Annotated in this window: 15 protein-coding genes and 2 pseudogenes; 11 read left to right on the top strand and 6 right to left on the bottom strand. The window is 71.9% G+C overall.

From position 1 onward, the window contains the following. Positions 1-67: 67 nt before the first annotated feature. The 6 genes from WMF20_RS24765 to WMF20_RS24740 all read left to right on the top strand — a co-directional run bounded on the left by WMF20_RS24765 (position 68) and on the right by WMF20_RS24740 (position 10,619). Entirely contained in the window at positions 68-430 is a 363-nt protein-coding gene (locus WMF20_RS24765; protein ID WP_437617064.1) for a hypothetical protein, read from the top strand. Positions 431-712: 282 nt separating this feature from the next. Continuing rightward, on the top strand, positions 713-2,368 hold the full coding sequence (locus tag WMF20_RS24760) for a SulP family inorganic anion transporter (protein WP_437617063.1): 1,656 nt from the start codon (positions 713-715) through the stop codon (positions 2,366-2,368). Between the two features lie 121 nt (positions 2,369-2,489). Beyond that, on the top strand, positions 2,490-5,546 hold the full coding sequence (locus WMF20_RS24755; protein WP_437617062.1) for a YbcC family protein: 3,057 nt from the start codon (positions 2,490-2,492) through the stop codon (positions 5,544-5,546). Next, positions 5,536-6,960, top strand: coding sequence for a proton-conducting transporter transmembrane domain-containing protein (locus WMF20_RS24750; RefSeq protein ID WP_437617061.1), 1,425 nt, complete (start codon positions 5,536-5,538; stop codon positions 6,958-6,960). The genes WMF20_RS24755 and WMF20_RS24750 overlap by 11 nt, the downstream gene beginning before the upstream one ends. Further along, the gene (locus tag WMF20_RS24745) at positions 6,957-8,447 is read left to right on the top strand and encodes a complex I subunit 4 family protein (protein WP_437617060.1); all 1,491 of its coding nucleotides are present in this window, start codon (positions 6,957-6,959) and stop codon (positions 8,445-8,447) included. The genes WMF20_RS24750 and WMF20_RS24745 overlap by 4 nt, the downstream gene beginning before the upstream one ends. A 228-nt stretch (positions 8,448-8,675) precedes the next feature. Then, entirely contained in the window at positions 8,676-10,619 is a 1,944-nt protein-coding gene (locus WMF20_RS24740; protein ID WP_437617059.1) for a phosphoenolpyruvate carboxykinase (GTP), read from the top strand. Positions 10,620-10,643: 24 nt separating this feature from the next. On the opposite strand, the gene WMF20_RS24735 is transcribed toward WMF20_RS24740, so the two are convergent. Together WMF20_RS24735 and WMF20_RS24730 are read right to left on the bottom strand one after the other, a co-directional pair. Next, the gene (locus WMF20_RS24735) at positions 10,644-11,675 is read right to left on the bottom strand and encodes a cation diffusion facilitator family transporter (RefSeq protein WP_437617058.1); all 1,032 of its coding nucleotides are present in this window, start codon (positions 11,673-11,675) and stop codon (positions 10,644-10,646) included. Positions 11,676-11,789: 114 nt separating this feature from the next. Further along, a complete protein-coding gene (locus WMF20_RS24730; RefSeq protein WP_437617057.1) occupies positions 11,790-12,395 on the bottom strand; it encodes a GNAT family N-acetyltransferase in 606 nt (201 codons plus the stop codon). A 213-nt stretch (positions 12,396-12,608) separates the two neighbouring features. On the opposite strand from WMF20_RS24730, the gene WMF20_RS24725 reads away from it, so the two are divergent. Beyond that, a complete protein-coding gene (locus tag WMF20_RS24725) occupies positions 12,609-13,208 on the top strand; it encodes a hypothetical protein (RefSeq protein WP_129576721.1) in 600 nt (199 codons plus the stop codon). A 155-nt stretch (positions 13,209-13,363) separates the two neighbouring features. Here WMF20_RS24725 and WMF20_RS24720 read toward each other — a convergent pair whose 3' ends face one another. Next, a complete protein-coding gene (locus WMF20_RS24720) occupies positions 13,364-13,810 on the bottom strand; it encodes a DUF2147 domain-containing protein (RefSeq protein WP_437617056.1) in 447 nt (148 codons plus the stop codon). Between the two features lie 600 nt (positions 13,811-14,410). On the opposite strand from WMF20_RS24720, the gene WMF20_RS24715 reads away from it, so the two are divergent. From WMF20_RS24715 to WMF20_RS24705, 3 genes and pseudogenes are all read left to right on the top strand, one after another. After that, entirely contained in the window at positions 14,411-16,321 is a 1,911-nt protein-coding gene (locus WMF20_RS24715; RefSeq protein ID WP_437617055.1) for an aldo/keto reductase, read from the top strand. Positions 16,322-16,376: 55 nt separating this feature from the next. Continuing rightward, positions 16,377-16,911 (top strand): annotated as a pseudogene (locus WMF20_RS24710) (IS3 family transposase); the annotation flags it as partial. Positions 16,912-16,916: 5 nt separating this feature from the next. Continuing rightward, complete coding sequence (locus tag WMF20_RS24705; protein WP_437617276.1) at positions 16,917-17,099, top strand: hypothetical protein; 183 nt, start codon at positions 16,917-16,919, stop codon at positions 17,097-17,099. A 532-nt stretch (positions 17,100-17,631) separates the two neighbouring features. Here the strand turns inward: WMF20_RS24705 and WMF20_RS24700 are convergent. Further along, entirely contained in the window at positions 17,632-20,673 is a 3,042-nt protein-coding gene (locus WMF20_RS24700; RefSeq protein ID WP_437617054.1) for a right-handed parallel beta-helix repeat-containing protein, read from the bottom strand. Positions 20,674-20,966: 293 nt separating this feature from the next. Between WMF20_RS24700 and WMF20_RS24695 the strand changes: the two genes are divergently transcribed. Further along, complete coding sequence (locus WMF20_RS24695; protein ID WP_437617053.1) at positions 20,967-21,131, top strand: hypothetical protein; 165 nt, start codon at positions 20,967-20,969, stop codon at positions 21,129-21,131. On the opposite strand, the pseudogene WMF20_RS24690 reads toward WMF20_RS24695, so the two are convergent. Both WMF20_RS24690 and WMF20_RS24685 read right to left on the bottom strand, forming a co-directional pair. Then, positions 21,089-21,565, bottom strand: a pseudogene (locus WMF20_RS24690) (transposase); the annotation flags it as partial. The gene WMF20_RS24695 and the pseudogene WMF20_RS24690 overlap by 43 nt on opposite strands. Before the next feature lie 786 nt (positions 21,566-22,351). Further along, positions 22,352-22,729 (bottom strand): hypothetical protein, encoded by a 378-nt coding sequence (locus WMF20_RS24685; protein ID WP_437617052.1) that lies wholly within the window; start codon positions 22,727-22,729, stop codon positions 22,352-22,354. Positions 22,730-22,798 lie beyond the last annotated feature (69 nt).

The raw sequence follows: 22,798 nt of genomic DNA, 5'->3' as shown, positions 1-22,798 counted from the left end.
AGGGAACTCGCTATGGGAGCAAAGACCGGTATCCCTGTCAACGCCCCCGGCCCGAGGCGCGGGCCGGATGACCGCGGCGGGGCTCGCCGCTGGTCGCGTTGGTTGTGCGCGCAGCGGCGTCGGCACCCGCTCGGGGTACTCGTTCGCGCACACGCTGCAGCAAGGCGGCGCCGCGGCGCTGATCGGGAGCGGCGCGGTCATCACCGCGGTCGTCGCGTTCGGGACGCTGCTCGTCGGCTACCGGCTGCTCCGGATCCCGATGAGGACCCTCACCGGCATGCTCGCCGGCATCCAGACGCAGCCCGCGGTGCTCGCGTTCCGCCTGGAGCAGGCGCGCAGCGATGCGCCGAACACGGGGTACGCGTCGGTCTACCCGGTGGCGACGCTGGTGAAGATCGTGGCGGCGCAGCTCCTCGTGCGGTTGCTCTGACGAGCCGCCCGCCGGGGCGGTGAGAGCCGCGACGCGCGCGATCGGCCTCACCCAGGCGCCGCGCTGTACCGGTCGGACATCGCAGGACACGAGGCGGGGACCGCGGTCGGTCAGCGCCCGGGCCGCTCGTCGATGCGCGTACGGTAGAATAATACAGTGTAGGTGTTCGCGAAAACTTTTTGAAACATTGTGTGAGCCGGGGGCTGGAAAGCAGTCACTCGGTCTCCTAGCGGTCGGGCGGAGGTGGCGGGACTCACGTCCTGCCGAAGAACGACTACTGCCATGCCCATGCCAAACATCCCGGACCCACCAGAGCCAGCACCGACAGCGCCGGCTCCATCGACGTGGAAGTCCGATCTCGTCTCAGGGTTCCTCGTCTTCTTGATCGCTCTCCCGCTCTCCCTCGGCATCGCCATGGCGAGCGGATTCCCCCCCATCGCAGGTGTGCTTACCGCCGTCGTCGGCGGCGTCATCGCCACCTGGCTCGGCAGCGCGCCCCTCACCATCAAGGGCCCGGCCGCGGGGCTCATCGTCATCGCGCTCGGCGCGGTGCAGGAGCTCGGCGGCGGGGACAACGCGACAGGCTACCGCCGCGCGCTCGCCTGCATCGTCGTCGCCGCCGCGGCGCAGATCGCCTTCGCGCTCGCGCGCGCCGGCACCCTCGGCGACTTCTTCCCCTCCTCGGTGGTGCACGGCATGCTCGCCGCCATCGGGATCATCATCTGCTCGAAGCAGGTCCACACGCTCCTCGGCGTCACCCCGACATCCAAGGCGCCGCTCCACCTGCTCCTGGAGATCCCGGCGAGCGTCCTGCGGATGAACCCCGAGATCGCCCTGATAGGCGTCCTGTCGCTCGTCCTCCTGTTCGGCTATCCGGCGGTGGCCAGGAGGACGCGGTGGATGCAGAAGATCCCCGCGCCGCTCCTCGTGCTCGCGGCCTCGATACCGCTCGCGTTCGTCTTCGATCTCGAGCACGAGCACACGTACACGCTGTCGGTGACGGATTCGGTCCACACGATCGGGCCGAAGTTCCTCGTCACCCTGCCGGGGAACCTGACCCAGGCCATCGCCTTTCCGGACTTCAGCCAGGTCGCCACGCCCGCGTCCATGAAGTATGTCCTGATGTTCTCCCTCGTGGGAAGCATCGAGTCGCTGCTGTCCACGAAGGCGGTCGGCTCCCTCGATCCCGAGAAGCGCCGCCCCGACCTCGACAGGGACCTGCTCGCCACCGGCGCCGGCAACCTCGTCGCGGGCCTGCTCGGCGGGCTGCCCATGATCTCGGAGATCGTCCGCAGCTCCGCCAACATCGGCTACGGCGCGAGGAGCCGGCTCTCGAACTTCTTCCACGGCGCCTTCCTCCTGCTGTTCGTCGCGTTCGCGCCGGGGCTCATCCACCGCATCCCGCTCGCCGCGCTCGCCGCGATGCTCACCTTCACGGGCATCCGCCTCGCGTCTCCCACGGAGTTCGTGAAGACGTTCCGCATCGGCAAGGAGCAGCTCGCGGTCTTCGTCGCCACCGCCGCGATCACCATCGCGACCGATCTGCTCGTGGGGGTCGTGGCCGGGATCGCCGTGGAGATGTTCATCCACGTGCTCCACGGCGCGCCGCTCCGCAGCCTCTTCCGGCCCGAGATCGAGGAGCACGTCGAGGGCGGACGGCTCGTGCTGCGCGTCAAGCAGGCCGCCGTCTTCAGCAATTACCTCTCGATCAAGCGGAGGCTCGCGCGGCACCGGGACGTCCCTGCCATCGAGATCGACTTCGCCGCTACCCGCCTGGTCGATCACACGGTCATGGCCAACCTGCACGACCTCAAGGCCCTGCTCGAGCGCGAGGGGCGGGCGCTCTCGCTGTCGGGCCTCGACGAACACGGCCCGATGTCGTCGCACCCGCTCTCCGCGCGGAAGAAGGTGGCCTTCGCGCCCGCGGTGAGCCGGTGAGCCGGTGAGCCGCTGAGCCCGCACGGCGCGCGCGCGAGGTGCACGAGTTGCGCGAGGTGCGCGAAAGCTGCGCGTGCGCGCCGCGCTTTTTGGAGCGATACTCAGGAGACGTACGATTGACATGAACGATCCAAGTGCGAAGTCCAGCGCAGGTGAAGCTCCAGAAGAGCGCCTGCGCATCGCCCTCCAGCACGCCGGTCACCTCCTGCCATCGCAGGGGCCCATCGGCGTGTTCGTCCACCACAACACGCTGCACGCGTTTCAGCACCTGCCGTTCCACGACGCGCTCGCCGCGGCGAGCGCGCTGTTCGGGGCAGAGCCGTACCTCTCCGAGGCGGAGTACCGCGCGCACATCGCGTCGGGCCGGATCGGCGACCAGGACCTCGAGGCGGCGCTCGCCGAGCGCTTCGCCGACCGGCCTGACGAGCGCCGCGGCCCGCTGTCACGCAACGAGATCGAGCGCCTCGCGCTGCGCTTTCCCATCGAGGCCGCCACCGAGGCGGGGCTCCGGTGGCGCATCGCCGAGGCGGGAGAGACGCGCGGGCTGAGGCCCGACCTCCCGTCCGAGCCGCGCCGCCGGATCCTCGTCGGTACGGCGCGATGGCTGGTCGAGCGCCCCGAGGCCGCCGTGCGCCTCGTCGCCCAGGGCGGCTACGACCTGGAGGTCCGCGCCGCGCTCGCCCTCTGGGACGCGTGCCGCCGCGTGCCGCTGCCGCCGGCGCCGTCCGCCGAGGTGCCGCTCGCCGACCGCGTGGGCGTCGATCGATCACACCGCGATCTGCTGCTCGCGCTCACGGGGGAAGATCCGGCCGAGCTCATCGATCCGCTCCTCATCCGGCTCCTCGGCGCCTACCTCGACGAGGGCGTCGCGCACTGGGTGATGCCGGACCGCGCGCAGGGGCTCTTCCGCGCGTTCCGCAGCCTCGTGCTGGAGGGCGCGACGCCGGCGGGCGCGCACCTCGCCGGGCTCGACGCGGAGCTCGGCCGGCTCGGGGCGGACGCGTCGCCCGCGGCCGTCGTCACCGGCGCCCTGCGCGAGCTCGGCGTCGCGGAGGACCGCTGGGAAGGTTACGTGACGCGGGTCCTGCTCGAGCTGCCGGGCTGGGCCGGCATGGTCCACCGGCTCGAGCACACCCCGGGCGACCGGCCGCACGGCTCGCCGCCCGCGTCGCTGCTCGAGTACCTCGCGGTGCGCCTGACCCTCGCCCGGTACGCCCTGCGCGACGTGGCGCGCCGGCGGCTCGGGTTCGAGGGGCCCCTCGCGGGGCTCGTCGAGCACGCCCGGCTCGCCGCGAGGCGCGCCGGGCCGCCGCCGCGCTCGCCCGACAGCGATCGGCCGTTCCTCCTGTTCCACCTCGCGCAGCTCGCGGGGCTGTCGGTCGCCGAGGTGGAGGCGCTCCCGCAGGCCGAGCGCGTCTGGGCGCTGGAGGTGCTCGAGGCGTTCGACGAGACGACGCGGCGGCGCCTCCTGCACGAGGCGTACGAGCATCACCACCGGGTCGAGGTGCTGCACGGCATCGCGGCGAACCTGCGCCGCCCGGCGTACGAGCGCGCGGTCCTGGCCCCTCGGTTCCAGCTCGCCCTGTGCATCGACGACCGCTGCGAGGGCCTCCGGAGGCACTTCGAGGAGCTCTCCCCGCGGCACGAGACCCTCGGCATCGCCGGCTTCTTCGGCGTGCCGATCCGGTTCCGCGGGCTCGACGACGCCGGCCTCGTGAGCCTCTGCCCCGTCGGCGTCGAGCCCGCGCACGAGATCGTCGAGCGGCCCCGCGAGGAGGGCGCCTTCCACCTCCGCAAGGCGCGCCGCAGGCGCTGGGCGCGCTTCGTCCACACGCTCGGGCACGGGACCCGGACCCTCTCGCGCGGCCTCCTGCTCACGCCGACCCTGGGGCTCCTCTCCACGATCCCGCTCGTCGGGCGCGTCCTGTTCCCGAGGGCGTTCGCGCGGCTGCGCCGCGCCCTCGAGCGCCGCCTCCTGCCGGCGGTGCCGACCCACCTCCACAGCCCGCACGGGGAGGGGGCTCCGGCGGGCAGCGGAGGGGCGCCCTTCACGGCCGCCGAGAAGGCCGCGAGGGTGGCCGCGACGCTCGAGATCATGGGGCTCACCCGCCGCTTCGCGCCGGTCGTGGCGGTGCTCGGCCACGGCGCGTCCAGCGTGAACAACCCGCACCAGTCCGCGTACGACTGCGGCGCGTGCGGCGGCCGGCACGGCGGCCCGAACGCGCGGCTGTTCGCCGCCATGGCCAACGACCAGGAGGTGCGCGCGCTGCTCCGCGGCCGCGGCATCGACATCCCGGACGGGACCTTCTTCCTCGGCGGGATGAACAACACGACGACGGAGGAGATCGTCTTCTACGACGAGCACCTCGCGCCGGCGTCGCACCGAGGCGAGATCGAGGCGCTCAAGCAGGCCCTCGGCGAGGCGCGCAAGCGGCACGCGCACGAGCGCTGCCGCCGCTTCGCGTCGGCATCGGAGCGCCTGAGCCCCGAGCAGGCGCTCGCGCACGTCGAGGCGCGCGCCGTGGACCTCAGCGAGGCCCGGCCCGAGCTCGGGCACGCGACCAACGCCGTCTGCGTGATCGGCCGCCGCGAGCTCACCCACGGGATGTTCCTCGACCGCCGGGCGTTCCTCGTCTCGTACGACCCGACCCAGGACCCGACCGGGGCGATCCTCGAGCGCGTCCTGCTCTCCGCGGGTCCGGTCGGGGCGGGGATCAACCTCGAGTACTACTTCTCCCGCGTCGACAACCTCCGCTACGGCGCCGGGACCAAGCTGCCGCACAACCTCGCCTCGCTGCTCGGGGTCATGGACGGCTCGCTGAGCGATCTGCGCACCGGCCTGCCGAAGCAGATGATCGAGATCCACGAGCCGGTGCGCATGCTCACCGTCGTGGAGGCGAGCGCGGCGACGGCCGCGGCGATCTGCGCGCGGCAGCCGGCGCTCCGCGAGCTCGTCGTCAACGGCTGGATCCAGCTCGTCTGCATCGACCCGGCGACGGGCCGGTTCGAGCGCTTCACCCGCGGCGCCTTCGCGCCGTTCACGCCGCCGGAGCACCCGCTGCCCGCGGTCCAGCGGTCCGTCGACTGGTACGCGGGCAAGCGCGGCTTCATCCCGCCCGCCATCGTCCGCGCCGCGCTTCCACGGTCCCAGACGGAGATCTCTTACCATGCTGCCTGACATCCTCCTCGGCAGGCTCGCCGCGGTCGCCGTGCTCTCGCCGGCGGTCGCGTTCGCGGCGCTCGGCGCCTACCTGCTCCTCCTGCGCACGCCGAGCGAGCGCGTCGTGTCGGGCGTCGTGCTGTCGGCGCTCTCGCTCTCGCTCGTCGCCTCGCTGGTCGCCTGGGGCTCGTCCGTCGTGGCGCCCTACACCTTCCTCTCGGTGGAGCTCGGGTCCTGGTTCCGGGTCGGGGGCTACTCCCTCGACATCGTCCTGCTCGTCGACCGGCTGTCGACGACGATGATGGTGCTCGTCTCGCTGATCGCGCTCGTCACCGGCAGGTTCTCGGTCGCGTACCTGCACCGCGAGCCGGGGTTCGCGCGGTTCTTCCTGCTGCTCGCCCTGTTCTCGGCGGGCATGCTGGCGCTCGTGTCCGCGGGGAGCATGGACCTGCTCTTCGCCGGCTGGGAGCTCGTCGGCGGGACGAGCGTGCTCCTCGTGGCGTTCTTCCACGAGCGCGCGGCGCCGGCGCGGGCGGCGCTGCGCGTCTACATCACCTACCGGCTCTGCGACGTGGGGCTGCTCGTCGGCGCGGTGCTCATGCACTCGCTCGCCGGCTCGGCCAGCTTCGGCAAGGTGTTCGGCGGCGCCCCGTGGCCCGGGTCCGCCGCCGCGATCGGCGCCTCCGGGGCCACGGCGCTCGCGCTGTGCCTGTTCTTCGCCGCGATGGGCAAGAGCGCGCAGTTCCCCGTCGGGACCTGGCTGCCGCGGGCGATGGAGGGGCCGACGCCGTCGAGCGCGCTCTTCTACGGCGCGATCTCGATCCACGCGGGCGTGTACCTGATGCTGCGCGCGGCCCCCGTGCTCGAGCGCTCGCCCGTGGCGAGCGCGGTGGTGGCCTGCGTCGGGGCGCTGACGGCCGTCTACGGGACGCTGGTGGGCCGGGTGCAGGCGGACGTGAAGAGCGCGCTCGCGTACGCGACGATGTCGCAGGTCGGGATCATGTTCGTGGAGATCGGGCTCGGGTACTACCGGCTCGCGCTGGTGCACCTCTTCGCGCACGCGTGCCTCCGGTGCCTGCAGATGCTGCGCGCGCCCGCGGCGCTCCGCGACGCGCAGGAGATCCGGGCCGCGCACGCCAGCGAGCCGCTGCCGCACCTCGCGATCGCCGCCCGCGTGCTGCCGGCGTCGCTCGTGCGGCGCGCGTACTGGGCCTCCCTCGATCGCTTCCAGGTGGAGGTGCTGCAGCAGCGGTTCATCGCGGCGCCGCTCATGCGCCTCGGGCAGGTGATCGACGGCTTCGAGCGCCGCTGGGTCGCGGCGCTGAGCGGCCTCGCCGAGCGCGACGAGGGCCGCGCCGTCGAGGCGGGCGCTCGCGGCGAGCGCGCGGGCGCGGCGACGCCGGCGCCCCAGACGAAGGGGGCGCGGTCATGAGCATGTTCCTGATCCTCTCGGCGACGATCCTCGCGCCGGCGCTCGCCGCGCTCTCGGTCTCCTGCGCGCGCAGCGACGCCGCCGCGCGGCGCGTGGCCGTCGCCGGCGCGGCGCTCACCCTCGGGCTCTCGCTCGCCGCGCTCGCGCTGTTCCACGCGGCCGGCGGCGCCGCGGTCGACGCGATCGGCCCCGCCGTGCCGCTCCTCGGCACGCGCCTCCGCCTCGTCCTCAACGGCTTCAGCGTCTCCCTGCTCCCGCTGCTCGGCGCCACGCTGCTCGCCCTGATCGCCGCGGGCCCGCGCGCCGCGCTCGATCGGCGGAGCCTCGCGGCGGTGCTCGCCACCGGCAGCGCCATCCTCGGCGTCTACTGCGCCGCGGACCTCGTGGTGCTCGCCGCGGCGTGGGTCGCCGCGTTCCTGCCGGGCGCGCGCCTCATCGCGCGGCGGGGCGCGGCCGATCAGCTCCTCCGGCGCACCTACCGCATCTTCCTCATCGGCGGCACGGCGCCGCTCGTCCTGGCGCTCGGCGTCATGGCCGCGCTCGCCGCGCGGCGCGGCGCGGCGCCGCCGTTCGACATCCAGGAGGTCGCTCGCGCGGGCATCCCGGAGGCGTGGCAGTCGCCGCTCTTCGCGCTCATCGGCATCTCGGTGCTGATGCGCATGGCCGCCGTGCCGTTCCACGGCTGGCTGCCGGTGCTGCTCGAGCGCGGGCCGCTCGGGGTGACCGTGCTGCTCGCGGAGATGCAGGTCGGCGTCTGCGTGCTCGTGCGCGTGGTGGTGCCGCTCCTGCCGGAGAGCTGCGCCGAGGACATGCCGGTCCTCGCCGCGCTGGGGCTCTTCAGCGCCCTGCACGGCGCCGTCCTCGCGCTCACGCAGACCGATCTCCGCCGCATGATCGGGTACCTCGTGGCGAGCCAGAAGGGGCTCGTGCTCCTCGGGATCGCGTCGATGACCCCGCAGAGCCTGAGCGGCGCGCTGCTCCAGAGCTTCGCCCTGTCGATCGCGGTCACCGGGGTGACGATGGTCGTCTGGGCGATCGAGGCGCGCACGGGCACCGCGGACGTGAGGGAGCTCGGCGGCCTCGTGGCGAGGACGCCGCGCATGGCCGCGTTCTTCCTCCTGCTCGCGTGCGCGACGATCGGGCTCCCGGGGGCGCTGACGTTCATCGGCGAGGATCTGCTCCTGCACGGGGTTTTGCACGTCCACCCCGTGTTCGCGGTGCTGATGCTGGGCGCGACGGCGCTCAACGGGATCACGATGTTCCGCGCGTTCAAGCGCACCTTCCTCGGCCCGCTCCCCCGCGGCGCGAAGGGCGCCGCCATGGTGGAGCCGCTCCTGTTCCGCGAGCGCGCGGCGCTGCTCTCGCTGCTGGCGCTGACCGTGGCCCTGGGCGTCGCGCCGTCGCGGCTGCTCGCGCTGCACGCGCCGGTGGTCGAGCGGGTCCTCGCCGTCGCGGGCGACGCGACGGCCCACGGGCACGCAGAGTAGCCCCTCTCGTCTCTCTCACGCCGCGCGTGTGTGGGCTGACCCCGCGCTCCTGGATCAGCGCACGGTTTGCTCCGGGGCGCACCTGGTGCGCGCGACACCCCGAGGCGGCCGGGCTCAGGGAGGATCGGTGCAGCCAACCGGGCGCATTTCGGCCAGAATCGACGCATGGGCGGGCAGGGCCTGCGCCTTGCAGACCCGCTCGACCCAGAGAGCCAGGAGGGTACGCCAGTGTCCGTAGCAACCAGCCAGAGCAGCCAGAACTCGGTCCATTCGGAGCCGCCGCCGCCGGTCTCGATCCCCGGGCTCCGCGCGTCGATCGCCAACGAGAAGCTCCGGCAGTGGATCGCGGAGGTCGTCGCCCTGTGCCAGCCGGACAAGGTGCACGTGTGCGACGGCTCGAAGGAGGAGTACGACGCGCTCTGCGACCAGATGGTCAAGGCCGAGACGCTCATCCGCCTGAACCCGGAGAAGCGCCCGGACAGCTACCTCGCGCGCTCGGACCCGAGCGACGTGGCGCGGGTCGAGGACCGCACGTTCATCTGCAGCCGCCGCAAGCAGGACGCCGGCCCCACGAACAACTGGGCCGATCCGCAGGAGATGAAGGCCACGCTGCGCCGGCTCTTCGCCGGGTCGATGCGGGGCCGGACGCTCTACGTCATCCCGTTCAGCATGGGCCCGGTGGGCTCGCCCTATTCGCACATCGGCGTGGAGCTCAGCGACTCGCCGTACGTCGCCGCGAGCATGCGGATCATGACGCGCATGGGGCGCAAGGTGCTCGACGTGCTCGGGGACGGCGATTTCGTCCCGTGCCTGCACTCGGTCGGCATGCCGCTCGCCCCGGGGCAGGCGGACGTGCCGTGGCCGTGCAACGCGGAGCACAAGTACATCGTCCACTTCCCGGGGGAGCGGCTGATCTGGTCGTACGGGAGCGGCTATGGCGGCAACGCGCTGCTCGGCAAGAAGTGCTTTGCGCTGCGCATCGCGTCGGTGCTCGGCCGGGAGCAGGGGTGGCTCGCCGAGCACATGCTGATCCTGGGCGTCGAGTCGCCGAAGGGCGAGAAGACGTATGTCGCCGCGGCGTTCCCGAGCGCGTGCGGCAAGACGAACTTCGCGATGCTCATCCCGCCGAAGGCGTTCGCGGGCTGGAAGGTGACGACGGTGGGCGACGACATCGCGTGGATGAAGCCCGGGCGGGACGGGCAGCTCTACGCGATCAACCCCGAGGCGGGGTATTTCGGCGTGGCCCCGGGGACGTCGGAGAAGTCGAACGCGAACGCGATGGCGACCATCCGGAAGGGGACGATCTTCACGAACGTCGGGCTCACGCCCGACGGCGACGTCTGGTGGGAGGGGATGACGGACGAGCCGCCGCCGGAGCTCATCGACTGGCAGGGGAAGCCCTGGACGCCGGACTGCGGGCGCAAGGCGGCCCACCCGAACGCGCGCTTCACGGCCCCTGCGTCGCAGTGTCCGTCGCTCGACCCGCGCTGGGACGACCCGAACGGGGTGCCCATCAGCGCGATCGTCTTCGGCGGGCGGCGGGCGACGACGGTGCCGCTCGTGTACCAGTCGTTCAACTGGAGCTTCGGCGTGTACATGGCGGCGACGATCGGCTCGGAGATGACGGCCGCGGCCGCCGGCACCATCGGCCAGGTCCGCCGCGACCCGATGGCGATGCTGCCGTTCTGCGGCTACCACATGGGCGATTACTTCAACCACTGGCTGCAGATGGGGCGGCAGATCGTCAATCCGCCCCGCATCTTCTCGGTGAACTGGTTCCGCAAGGACGATCAGGGCAACTTCCTCTGGCCGGGCTTCGGCGAGAACATGCGTGTCCTCAAGTGGATCGTCGATCGCGTGCACGGCCGCGGCTTCGCCGAGGAGAGCCCGCTCGGCTGGATGCCGCGCTACGAGGACATCGAGTGGCGGGGCATGGAGCGCTTCTCGAAGGAGAAGTTCTACCAGCTCATGGCGGTGGACAGGGAGGCGTGGAAGGTCGAGTTCGGCTCGCACCGGGAGCTCTTCGAGCGGCTCTACGACCGGCTGCCCAAGGAGTTCTTCCTGATGCGCGAGCTGCTCCTGTCGCAGCTCTGGCGCTCGCCGGAGCGGTGGGAGCTCGCGCCCGAGCGCTACCTCGAGGAGCACGACGACGACGGCGAGGCGAGCGCCTAGTACTACAGCTGCACGTCGGCCGCGTCACGCCGGCTCGTCGCGCTCGACGTCGATGTGCACGAGCACCTCGGCGTCGGGCTCGGCGGCGCGGATCGCGTCGCGCGCGCGGTCGCCCGTCGCGTGCGCGCGGGCGAGGCGCATGTCGCCCGGGAGCTCGATGTGCACGTCGACGAACAGCGTGCGCCCGGCGAGCCGCGTGCGCAGCCCGTGATGGCCGAGGATCTCGCCGCGCGCGCGCATCGCGTCGAGCGCGGCCTCGAGGGCGGCGACGCGCTCGTCGGGGGCGCTGGTGTCGATGAGGTCGCGCACGCCGAGCCGGAGGAGGGTCCCCGCGGACGTGAGGACGTAGACGGCGACCGCGATCGACAGCAGGCCGTCGACGCGGGAGAAGCCGGTCGCGTACGTGACGGCGACGCCGAGGAGGACCGCGACGTTCGCCGCGATGTCGGTGCGGTAGTGGACGGCGTCGGCCTGGATGGCGCTCGAGCCGGTGCGGGCGGCGACGCGGCCGAGGTAGGCCACGAGCGCCGCGGTGATCAGCGCGGCGGCGGCCATGGCGCCGAGCGTGACGGCGGCGAGGCGGAGCGGCTGGGGCGAGAGCAGCCGCCGGATCCCCTCGACGAGCAGGTAGACCCCGGAGCCGCCGATGAGCAGGCCCTGACCGGCGGTCGCGAGCGTCTCGATCTTCGCGTGACCGAAGGGGTGGGAGCGGTCGGGCGCGGCGTGGGCGAGCTGGATGGCGAGGGCGTTCGCCGAGGAGGCGAAGAGGTCCGTGAGCGAGTCGACGGCGCTCGCGGTGACGGCCATCGAATGGCCGAGCTGGCCGGCGACGAGCTTGCCGAGGGCGAGGCCGCCGGCGGTCAGCGCCGCGATGCGCCCGGCGCGCAGCGCGGCGCGGGCGCGGGCGGCGGGGTCGTGGCGGGCGGCGGCGTCGGAGCGGCCGGCGGGGCCGGGAGCGGCGGCCGGCGCGGGCGCGGCGCCACGGCCGGGGAGGGCGGCGGGGTCGGGGAGGGCGCCGGGGCCGGCGGCGCGTGCGGCAGGAGGCGGTCCGCTCATCGCGGGAAGGCTACCCCGCGGCGCCGGCGCGCGTCATGCCCGCGGGGGGCCGGGGCGCACCTCACCGGCCCGCGGCGGGCGCGCGTCATGCCCGCGGGGGGGGCGGGGCGCGCCTCACCGGCCCGCGGCGGGCGCATCGTCGGGCAGCAGGAGGCCCATGACCAGGTCGTCCACGAACGCCCCGCCGTCGCCGCGGATGAAGTCGCGTCGCGTCCCCTCGTGCACGAACCCGAACGACAGGTAGAGCGCGATCGCCCGCGCGTTGTCGGCCCGCACGTAGAGCTCCACGCGCCGCACGCGCCCCCCGTCCGGGTCGCGGTGCGCGGCCGCCAGCCCGAGGAGCCGCTCCATCAGCGCCCGGCCCACGCCGAGCCCCTGCGCCTCCGGGTGCACGCCGAGCCCGAGGATCCCCACGTGGCGCAGCATCCGGAACTTGAACCGCCGGACGAGCGTCGCCTCGCCGACGAGGCGGCGCCCCGGGAGCTCGGCGGCCAGGCACATCGCCGAGCCGTCCGTCGCCGTGAGGCCCGCGCGCTCCCGCTGCTCGGCGTAGGCGGCCGCGTCCGCGGGCAGCTCGTCGTCGTGCTTCACGATGCCCTGGCGCGCGCGCACGATCGCCCGCTCGAGAGCGAGCAGGGCAGCGGCGTCCTCGCGCGAGGTCTGACGGAGGATGCAGTGACGGCCGCCCCGGAGCGGGGCGCGGTACGGCTCGACCCTCATGGTGGCCTGCGAGGCTAGCCGCAGCGGCGGGCTCCGCTCGAGCGGGAAGCTCCCCGTTCGCGCGGGGGCGGCCCCCGCTCGCGGGCGGCCCAGGCGGACGCGCCGGCGCCCGGCTCTCGTGGGCGCCGCCGTGGCGTGGGAGTGGGCGGCCCCGCTCGGTCCTCCGACGGGAGGTCCGCGCGGATCGCGGCAGCTCTGCTACAAGCAGCCTCCATGGCCAGCACCGACGCGCAGCCCCCGAGCAGCGACTACCTGGACCGGCTGATGCGAAGGAGCTCCTTCGAAGCGCTGTGGCCCTTGTTCGCAAAAGCGACCAGGCCCGCCAAGGAAATGACCGAGAGCTACTCTGCCCTCTGTCATCTTCGGCCCCTCTTGACCAAGGGCCGCCCGTGTCGCGTCATTCACGTCGGGGACGGGGCCCACGCGAGGACCGGGGCCCTCTTTTCGCTGAAGAGCGAGGCGGACAACATCAGCGTCGATCCGCTGCTCAACGTAGCCTTGGTGGAGGCGTGGCGCGATCGCTTCGGGGTTCGGCGCCTGGCGTGGCACAAGGCCAGCATCGACGACGTCGCGGATCAGCTCAATGCCCTGCCCCCGATGCCGGTGTTCGTGACGTTCGTCCACGCCCACGTGCACATGGACAGGGTGCTCGATCGGCTGCGCTGGGACGCGGCCTTCACCCTCGCGTGTTGCTTACCCGGCCACCAGCTCACGCAGACGCGCGTACCGCTCGAGGAGGGCATTGATCCGAGCGTGCTGTCCACGGGACGTCGGTACCAGGTGGTGGTGAATCCCAACGCCCCGGTATCGTAGCCTCTCCAGACCACTTCACTGCAGAGAAGCGAGGACGTGCGCGGAGCTACCGCAGCGGCGTGCTGCGCTGGCCCTCGGCGACAGCCGCCGCACCAGCTCGTCCGGCGCGCGGCTGCGGCGCAGGCACCAGAGCACCCACGGCGAGGAAGATCCTTTTACTTCTTCAGCCAGGTCTGGGTCCTGCCGAGGAGGGAGATGCCCAAAAAGCCGCGCACCTTTAGCTTCTTCCCGCCCTCGATGGCCTCGAGCTTGCAGCTATAGGTCTCGCCGTTGTTCGGATCCAGGATCGTACCGTCGTCGTACTCGTCGTCATCGCGGACCATGTTCTTGATGATGACGAGCCCCACAAGGGGCTTGTTCTTGTCGGCGCCCTCACAGGCGGTGCAGAGCTTCGGCTTCCCCTGCGCGTCGAGCGGCTGTTTCAGGCTCACGATCTTGCCGAAGATCTTCCCGCCCTTCTCGTAAATCTCTACCACCGACTGCTCGACCCCCTGCTCATCGATCGTCCGCCACTGGCCGGTCACAGGGAGAGGAGCCGCGAGCACGAGCGAAGTGGCGAGGGAGCAACCCAAGGCGGCAAAAATAGCCAAGAACCTCTTCATGTCGTCAGAACTCCTTTCATCGGTCTGCGAAGCCACGGCGTTCGGCCCTGGCGTGGTGCTTGTTTCGCATGTCGGTGTGCGCCGCTGTGTGCAACATGCCTTTGAGGGGAGACGGGGGAAGGGGAGACGGGGGGAGGGAGACGGGGCGCCGCGCCGTTGGTTCATCGGGCCGGAGGGAGTGGCGGCGGGAGGCAGGGCTCTGGTCAGAGGGGGAGCCGAACGTTGGACATGGCTCCTCTCGCAGCAGCCGTGCGGCGCGGTGGACGTCATTTTTCCTCCGAGGGTACCGAGCGGGCTCGTGGAGCGCAACGGCGCCGTGCAGCGGGGCGCCGGGACGTTTGGTGGCCAGCGAACGATTGATTCCAGGGGGCTGGATCCCGCCGTGGCCAAACTGCCCATGGCCCGCGCCTCGGCCGCGCGCGTCCGTCCTGCGCGGGTGCGATCTCGCCGACTGAGGCGGTCATGTACGGTTCTCTATGTCAACCAGCGCGTGCAGCGTGGCCGTACGGTGGGACCGGTGATGCCACGACCCCTTCACCGCGGGCAATGGGCGGCGCAGCGCTTGCATCGAGCCGCGGACCTGGCTACGTCAGCGCCTCCGTGACTCCCGCCCCCTCGCCCTACGGTGTCCTAGGCCACCTCGACGTTCCCCTCGGCCTCGGCCTGCTCCGGCTGGCCACGGAGGGGCGCCCCTCGGAAGAGGACGCGACCGCAGTCATCCACGTTGCCCTCGATCAGGGCATACGCCTCCTCGACACCGCCGACTCCTACTGCCTCACCGACCGCGAGGTCCACTATGGAGAGCGCCTCGTCCGCAAGGCGCTCGACGCGTGGTCCGGCCCGCGCGACGACGTGCGCGTGATCACCAAGGCGGGCCTCACCCGACCCAAAGGGCGATGGGTCCCGAGCGGCAGCCGCGACCACCTGCGCCGCACGGTCGAGGGCAGCCTGAAGGCGCTCGGCGTCTCGCGGATTTTCATGCTCCTCCTCCACGTGACCGACCCCAGGACTCCCCTCGAAGAGAGCCTCGCCGCCCTCGCCGAGCTCCAGAGAGAGGGCCTCATCGAGCACCTCGGCCTCAGCAACACCTCCATCGCAGAGGTCCGCCAGGCCGAGCGGCACTTTCCGGTGCGGGCCATCCAGGAGGAGCTGAGCGTCCTCGATCGCGGCAGCGCCGCCCGAGGCCTCTTCGAGCTCGCCAGGCAAATGGGCATCCCGTTCCTCGCCCACCGGCCGCTCGGCGGTCACGCCAAGGTCGATAGCCTCCTCAAGAACCGCGCGATCAAGCCCATCGCCGCGCGGCACAGCATCACGCCCCAGGAGGCGGCCCTCGCGGCCCTGCTCGATCTCGGCCCCCCGGTCCTTCCCCTGTTCGGGGCGACCAAGCGGGAGAGCGTCGAGTCCTGCTTGCGCGCGCTCCGGGTCCCCTTTGGCGCGCGCGATCGAGCCGACCTCTCGAAGATCAGCTTTGCGCCCACCGCTGATGCGCTGGCCTCGGTCGCGCCCCCCCTGATCCCCGCCGGCCTGCGCAAGCTCGAGCCCGGAGAAGGCCCCGGCGATGCGCCCGAGGTGGTCGTGGTCATGGGGATTCAAGGGGCAGGCAAATCGTCGGAGGTCGCCCGCTACACGGCCAGAGGGTACGCGCGCCTGAACCGCGATGAGCTCGGCGGCACGCTCGACGGCGTGGTCAAGAAGCTCGGGGAGCTGCTCTCCTCGGGGCAGACGCGGGTGGTCCTCGACAATACGTACGGCACGCGCGCGTCGCGCTATGCGGTGCTCCGGATGGCGCACGCGCACGGCGTGCCCGTCCGGTGCCGGTACCTGGCCACGCCCATCAACGAGGCCTACGCGAACGTCGTCCTGCGCGTCCTCGAGCGCTACGGCAAGCTGCTCGGGCCGGAGGACATGAGAGCGCTCGGCAAAGAGGATCCCAACCTGCCGCCGCCGCAGGCGCTCTCGCGGTGGGCCGCGAATTTCGAGGCGCCGCACGCGGATGAGGGGTTCTCGGTGGTCGAGGAGATCCCGTTCGCCCGGCGCGTCGATCCGCTCTTCACGGGCAAGGGCTTGCTCCTCGACGTCGACGGCACGCTGCGAAAGACGAAGAGCGGTGAGATCTACCCGCGCGACCCCGACGACGTCGAGCTCCTGCCCGGTCGGCGCGCGGTCCTGGAGCGCTGGGTCAACGACGGATACACGCTCTTCTTCGTGTCGAACCAGAGCGGCATCTCGAAAGGATCGGTGACCGAAGAGGCCGTCCTGGCCGCGTTCTCGCGGACGATCGAGCTCCTCGGCCTGCCCGTGGCCGAGGTCGTGTACTGCCCGCACCCGGCGTTTCCGGTCGGCTGCTTCTGCCGCAAGCCCCTGCCGGGGCTCGGGGTGTCGCTGATCCAGCGCCACAAGCTCGCGCGAGAGCACCTGGTCATGGTCGGCGATATGGAAAGCGACCGGGAGTTCGCGCAAGCGCTCGGGGCGAAGTACATGACGGCCGAGGAGCTCTTCCCGGGCGAGTGAGCGCCTGGTCCTCCCCCGCTTCCGTCGACACCCCCGACGGCACCAGGAGGCAGGGATGGGACGGAGAAAGAGGAGGGCGTTCACGCCCGAGTTCAAGGCGGAGGCGGTACGGCTGGCGAAGGCGAGCGACCGGAGCATCGGCCAGGTGGCGAAGGACCTCGACCTGACCGAGACGGCGCTGCGCGACTGGATCAAGCGCGCGGACACCGACGCGGGCCACGGCCCGCCGGGGGCGCTGACGACGCCGGAGCGTGAGGAACTGCAGCGGCTGCGCCGCGACGTGAAGCGGCTAACTGAGCGCGCAGATCAGGGCCGTGCACCACAAGAGCCGTGGCCGCTACGGTAGTCCGCGCATCCACGCGGAGCTGCGTGCTCGCGGCATGCGTGTCGGCAAGAAACGGGTCGAGCGGCTGATGCGCGCTCAGAGGCTCGCGGCGCGGAGGAAGCGGCGCTTCCGCCGCGCCACCGACCCGCGGCACAGCGGCCCGATCGCCCCGAATGCGATCGAGCGGCAATTCGATGCTCAAGCGCCCAACCAGGTCTGGGTGACGGACGTGACGTACATTTCCACCGGCGAGGGCTGGCTGTATGCTTCTTGCTGCCGCGAGGTCGCTCGTTCGTCTTGGCCAGCGCGCTCTCGGTGCGGCCCGTGCCGGTCGACGAGGTCTGGGCGAACGCGCGCCACGGCGACGTCCTCCGGTGCGGCTGCGGGAGCGAGTTCTTCCTCGTGGGGAGCCACTTCGATCTGGGTCGAGAGCCCCCCGTCTCAGAGAAGTAGGCGCCCGATCGGATCCGCCTACGGAGCGTCAGAGCACCGGCTTCGGGGAGCGGAGACAGGCTTTGAGGAGAGAGAGTACTCAGAATCCTTAAAAAGAAAAATCGCCCGACGGCTCCTCGCCCCAGGAGGACCGACGGCGGTGGCGCTGTCGGCCGAGACGGGGGTGCATCAGACGACGCTCTCGCGCTGGCCTCGCGATGCTCGTGGCCTCGCGCCCATGTCCGACGACGCTCGCCGCTCCGCGCCTCCACCGACATCACCTACCTCAAGAGCTCGGTGCGCGGAGCGTTCTACTGCTTTCCTCTGAACGCTCGCTACAGCCAGGGAGAAAGCCCAAGTTCGTCCCGGGGTCGCCGCTCGCGGGGGCTGCGCGCAGGCGGGCCCCTTTTGAGGCCCGCCTGCGCTCCGGCCCCTCCGCGACGATCCCGGGACGAACTTGGATGACGCAGTACTCGAGCCGATCCAACTTCGCTGGATGGATGCTCAACTCGGTTGAGGTGATCCCGGTCGACTCACGCCGGGCCTCGGGCGGCTACGATCGGCGAGCGCGCCGCCTGCGGGCGATCGCGATCGCGAGGCCACCGAGCGCGAGCGCGGCCTCGGCCGTCGAGGAGTCGGGCGCGCCTGCCACCCGGCATCCGCAGCCGCCGTCATCCTCGTCGTCTCCGGCGCTGCCGCCTTGACCCTCACCGCCGTTGCCTCCGACCCCGCCACCTTCGCCCGCGCTGCCGCCGGCGCCCCCGACGCCCGCGTCGCCCTGGCCGCCTTCGCCCGCGCTGCCGCCGGCGCCCCCGACGCCCGCGTCGCCCTGGCCGCCTTCGCCCGCGCTGCCGCCGGCGCCCCCGACGCCCGCGTCGCCCTGGCCGCCTTCGCCCGCGCTGCCGCCGGCGCCCCCGACGCCCGCGCCGCCCTGGCCACCTTCGCCCGCGCTGCCGCCGGCGCCGCCGGCGCCCCCGACGCCCGCGCCCCCGACGCCCTGGCCTCCTTCGCCCGCGCTGCCGCCGGCGCCCCCGACGCCCGCGCCGCCCTGGCCACCTTCGCCCGCGCTGCCGCCGGCGCCCCCGGCGCCCCCGACGCCCTGGCCGCCTTCGCCCGCGCTGCCCCCGACGCCCCCGACGCCCTGGCCACCTTCGCCCGCGCTGCCGCCGGCGCCCCCGACGCCCCCGCCCCCGACGCCCGCGCCGCCCTGCTCTTCAAACAAGCACACGCCGCTGCACCCATCACCGGCCATCACATTGCCGTCGTCGCACGCCTCGACGTCCGCCTCCGTGAAGCCGTCGCCGCAGGTCGCGTGCTTGCAGCCGGCCACGCACGCATCCGCGTCGCTCGCGTTGCCGTCGTCGCACTCCTCGACGTCCGCCTCCGTGAAGCCGTCGCCGCAGGTCGCCGCGAAGCATGTATTCAGACAAGCGTCCTCATTGCTCTCGTTGCCGTCGTCGCACTCCTCGACGTCCGCCTCCGTGAAGCCGTCGCCGCAGGTCGCCGCGACGCACGTATTCAGGCACGCGTCCTCATTGCTCGCGTTGCCATCGTCGCAGTCCTCGGGTCCGCTCGTGATGCCGTCGCCGCAATAGGGGCCGGCGCCGGAGCAATCGCCCTTGCACTGGCCATACTGGCCGTTCCGCGGGCCGTCATCGCATACCTCGCCCGCGCCGAGGACCCCGTCGCCGCACACCGTCGGCGGCGCCAGCTCGTACGCCCCCATATCGAAGGCCGGCCCGTTGATCTGGTCGCCGTCGAGCGGGCGCGGGTTGCCCTCGAGGTCGTGTCCCGGCGCGCCGACGTCCGTGCCGGAGTCGACGCACAGGCTCGTCTCCTGGAGCTTCAGGTTCGCCGGCGCAGCGACATAGAGCGGGTTCGCCGAGAGGGTCCCCTCGCCAGGGGTCACACCGACGTAGTTTGGCCCGTTCTGCCACACGTTCGAGTACGTGACGGTCACGCGCGTCGTCCCATACTCCGCGCGCCGAGCGACGCCTGGCCCGCTGTTGTTCGTCACGATGGAGTTGTTGATATCCACGAGCGCGCCCGCCCCCGCGTCGGCACGCACCTCGACGCCGGCGCCCCGGTTCGCGTGGATGGTCACGTTCGTGAGCGTCACTGCCGCTGTCGCGCCGGACGTCCCGCTGACGTAGAGGCCCATGTCCGTGTTGTTCCGCAGGACCGTGTTGGTCACCGTGGCAGACGCCGAGCCCGAGACGATCATGCCGTACGCGCTCGTGTGCACGGTGAGCCCGTCGATCGCATGATTCCCCTGCTGCGCCAGGATCCCGACCGAGGCCTCCGAGATGACCGCGTTCGAGAGCACGTTACCCGTCGACGGTGCCTCGAGCCGGACGCCCCAGAAGCTCCGAGCGCCGGTGCCCGTCGATTCGATCGTGACAGGCAGCGCCGGCGTGCCGCCCGCCTTCAGCGCCCCCATCACCACGAGCTCCGCCTTGTTCAGATCCTGGAGCGACGCCATCATGTCGCTCGTCTCGAACTGCACGACCACGCCTGGGTCGATCGTCAGCGTGACCCCGGGCGCGACCGTGAGATCTCCCGGGACCTTGTATGGCGAGCCCGCCAGGTTCAGCGTCAGGTCGGCCCAGAGCACGCCGACGAGCTGCGGCGTCGGATCCCCGGTGTACGGCAGCGCCCCGATGTCGCCCCCCAGCTCCCCCGCGAACCGACAGGGCGAGTTCGACGTGAGGCGCAGGTTCTGCGGCGCGCCCACATAGAGCGGGTTCGCCGAGAGGGCCCCCTCGCCCGGGTCCACGCTGACGTAGTTTGGCCCGTTCCCCCACACGTTCGAGTACGTGACGGTCGCGACCGTCGTCCCATACTCCGCTCTCCGGGTGATGCCAGGCCCGGTGTTGTTCGTCACGATGGAGCTCTTGATGTCCACGGTCGCGCGCGAGCCCGCCTCGGCACGCACCTCGACGCCGGCGCCCCGGTTCGCGTGGATGGTCGACCCGGAGATCGACACGGTGCTCACGCCGCGGTTCGTCGAGCTGATGTAGAGCCCCCCGTCCGTGTTGTTCCGGACGGTCCAGCCCGTGAGCGTCGCGCTGCCATTGCGCGAGAACACGGCGCCGTACGCGTTCGTGTGCGCGACGACCCGGTCCAGCGTGAGCACGCCGTCGATCACGTGGAAGCCGGCGCTCGCGTTCTGCACCACGAGCTCGTTCGTCGTCAGCACGGCCGTGGGAGCGTCGACGACCACGCCGTACCACTCCCGCGCGCCGCCTCCGGCCTGGGATCTGAAGATCACGGGGCTCGCCGCGGTGCCCGCGACATCGAGGGTGCCCCGGATGGTCATCTCGACCTCGCCCGTATCCAATCCGGTGCCCAGGCCGTCGCTCGACGCGAACCGGACCTCGGTGCCCGCCTGGATCGTGAGCCTGGCGCCCGCCGGGACGATGATGTCGCCCTGCACGATGTACGGGCTCCCGGCCGGATCCCACGTCCTGTTGATGATGTTCCCGCCCGCGACGACGGTCTCGGCGCGCGCGGCGCGCGGCAGGGCGAGGAGGACCGCGAACGCCCACAGAAGGACGAGACATCTCACGGCGAGTGCAATGGGCCGCTTCGGCATGGTTTCTCCTGGTCGAGGAAGGTCGTTGTCGCAGAAGACGCGCGGGACACGACGCGCGGCGGGACGAGCCCGTCTCCCTGAGTAACCGAGCGGCGGGCGGCGAGCAATGGCCTGTACCCCTGCGGGGCCGGTCATCGTCCGTGAAGCTCAGCTCAGCGGATCGCCTTCCTCCGCGGCGCAGGCGCACCCCTCTGCAGCTCGTCGCGAATGTGCTCTGGTGTGCGGCCGCCGAGCCGCTCCGCGATAAGCTGCTCGGCTTCCCCGCCGAAGAGCACGCGTGGGAGCGTGAATTCGTGGCTGCCGAGCCCCAGGAAGCGGGCCATGACGTCCAGCACGCCGAGGGCGCCGGCCCCGGGTTCGACGAGGCCGGCGCCCTCGGCCCGGACGAGATCCCGGTGGATGAGCGGCGCGAGATCGATTCGACCGGCTCGTTGGTCAAGAAGACCTGCACCGTGTAGTCGAGCCCCTCCCAAAGGTCGATCTGCTTGCCATTCTCCCGGTCGCGTGTGCGTACGGCGATGACGCGGACCCCATCGGGCCAATCGCGGCGCCGGAAGGGGACCTCGGTCACCTGGCGTCGAGGACGACCATCGGCATCTCGGTCGACGGTCCGCCATCCGGTGGCGTACGCGACCCTGCCCACCAGATCGGGGCTCATCCGCGCCTTGGTCAGGAAAAAGCATCCCTTCGCAGCAACGGCGTGCATCAAAGCGCTGCAATCCCCAGCGCCATCGATCCGTACGTAGATGGCCGCGCTCGGAGCTGCGGCGCGTGCCCGGTCGACGCACTCCTCGACGAAGGGCACATCGGCTTCGCCGAAGCTCGTGTCGCCCGGTCGCAGCTTGGCCCCGACGATGGCGTCGGCCTCGGCGATACGCGCCAGGATCGGATTTTTAGGCGCGAAATCCACGCTACAAGCGCGCGGCGCGCAAAGTCGCTGAGCTCGGCTTGGGGGATTTCGCCCCTCTGGACGAGGCGATCCCCGAGCTGAACGGCAGGGGCGGCCGTTTAGGTGGAAGTGATCCCATGTCCGCGGGCCCGGAGGCGGGCTCGCCATCGCCGAGCAACGGCGCGTCCGTTGTCCGCGCGCTGCACCACCGAGCGCCGGGCGCGGTCGTTGACCACGCCGGCCAGCCCCCAGCGGGCGCCCCGGTGGCTGCAGGCAGCGCGTTGGGCCACGCCGGCGAGCGACCCGGCCGCAAATCAGACGGAACAGGTCGAAATTATTGACTTTTCGTCCGTCTCCGCCGCGTTGTCTCAGAAGTCCTGGCGGGACTGTTCCGCGGGGGCGAACCGTCGCGATCCGTCGCTTCACCGGGGATTTGGGGAGAGCGTGACGACGGGCCGCCCACCCTCGGAAGCCATGGACCCAACCCGGGCCCAACTGTCAAGCCCAGGGCCTGGGGCGCTTGCCGTAACCGAGCCGTCGCGTCGGGCTGAGGTGGTCGCCTCGCTCGCCAGCACCCTGAGCCGCGCCGTCGCCCTCGGAGATGAGGTGGCGGCCCGGATCGTTCACGAGGCGATCGGTCGGCTGCTCGGGCTGCCGGTGGCACCGGAAGGGTGAGCAAGCCCCTCCCGCAGTTCACGGCCCCTCCCGCAGTTTACGGCACCGGGCGCCCAGCCGTGGTTCTTCAAGGGCGGGTGACCGGCGCGCGACGCTCGTGATGACACGACGCGCTCACCGGTTCGCGCGCGCGAGGGCGATCACCTGCTCGAGCTCCCAGTGATCGGCGGCGTGAGCTCCGTAGTGCAGGTCGAGGAGCGCGCCGTCGGGGCCGACGAGGAAGTCGGCGAGCAGCCCGTCCTTGCCCCCTTCCCCGTGGAACGCGTTGGACCGCGCGCCCACGATCCCGCGGATCGCCGACCACACGACCTTCGGACGCGCCCCCGCCAGCGTCGAGCGCTCGACGCCCAATTGCCGGTACCAGCGGCGCTCCGGATCGGGGACGACGGGGGAACGGCAGATCGGCGTGGTCGGGCCGCATCGTCTCCGCGGAATCCGGAGCGGCCCGTGGCACAGCGAATGCGACTGGACGGCCACGGTCCGATACTCCACGCATCTCCATGAGCAGAATCGTGCTCAGAGGACACATGAGCAGCCGGATCTATCTATGATGCGGCGGCT

Origin of the sequence: Sorangium sp. So ce834, assembly GCF_051521425.1 — a bacterium.
In the GTDB taxonomy this organism is placed as follows: Bacteria; Myxococcota_A; Polyangia; order Polyangiales; family Polyangiaceae; genus Sorangium; species Sorangium cellulosum_D.
Note: the sequence above shows the minus strand (reverse complement) of the source record. Positions and strands in the feature narration are given on the sequence as shown.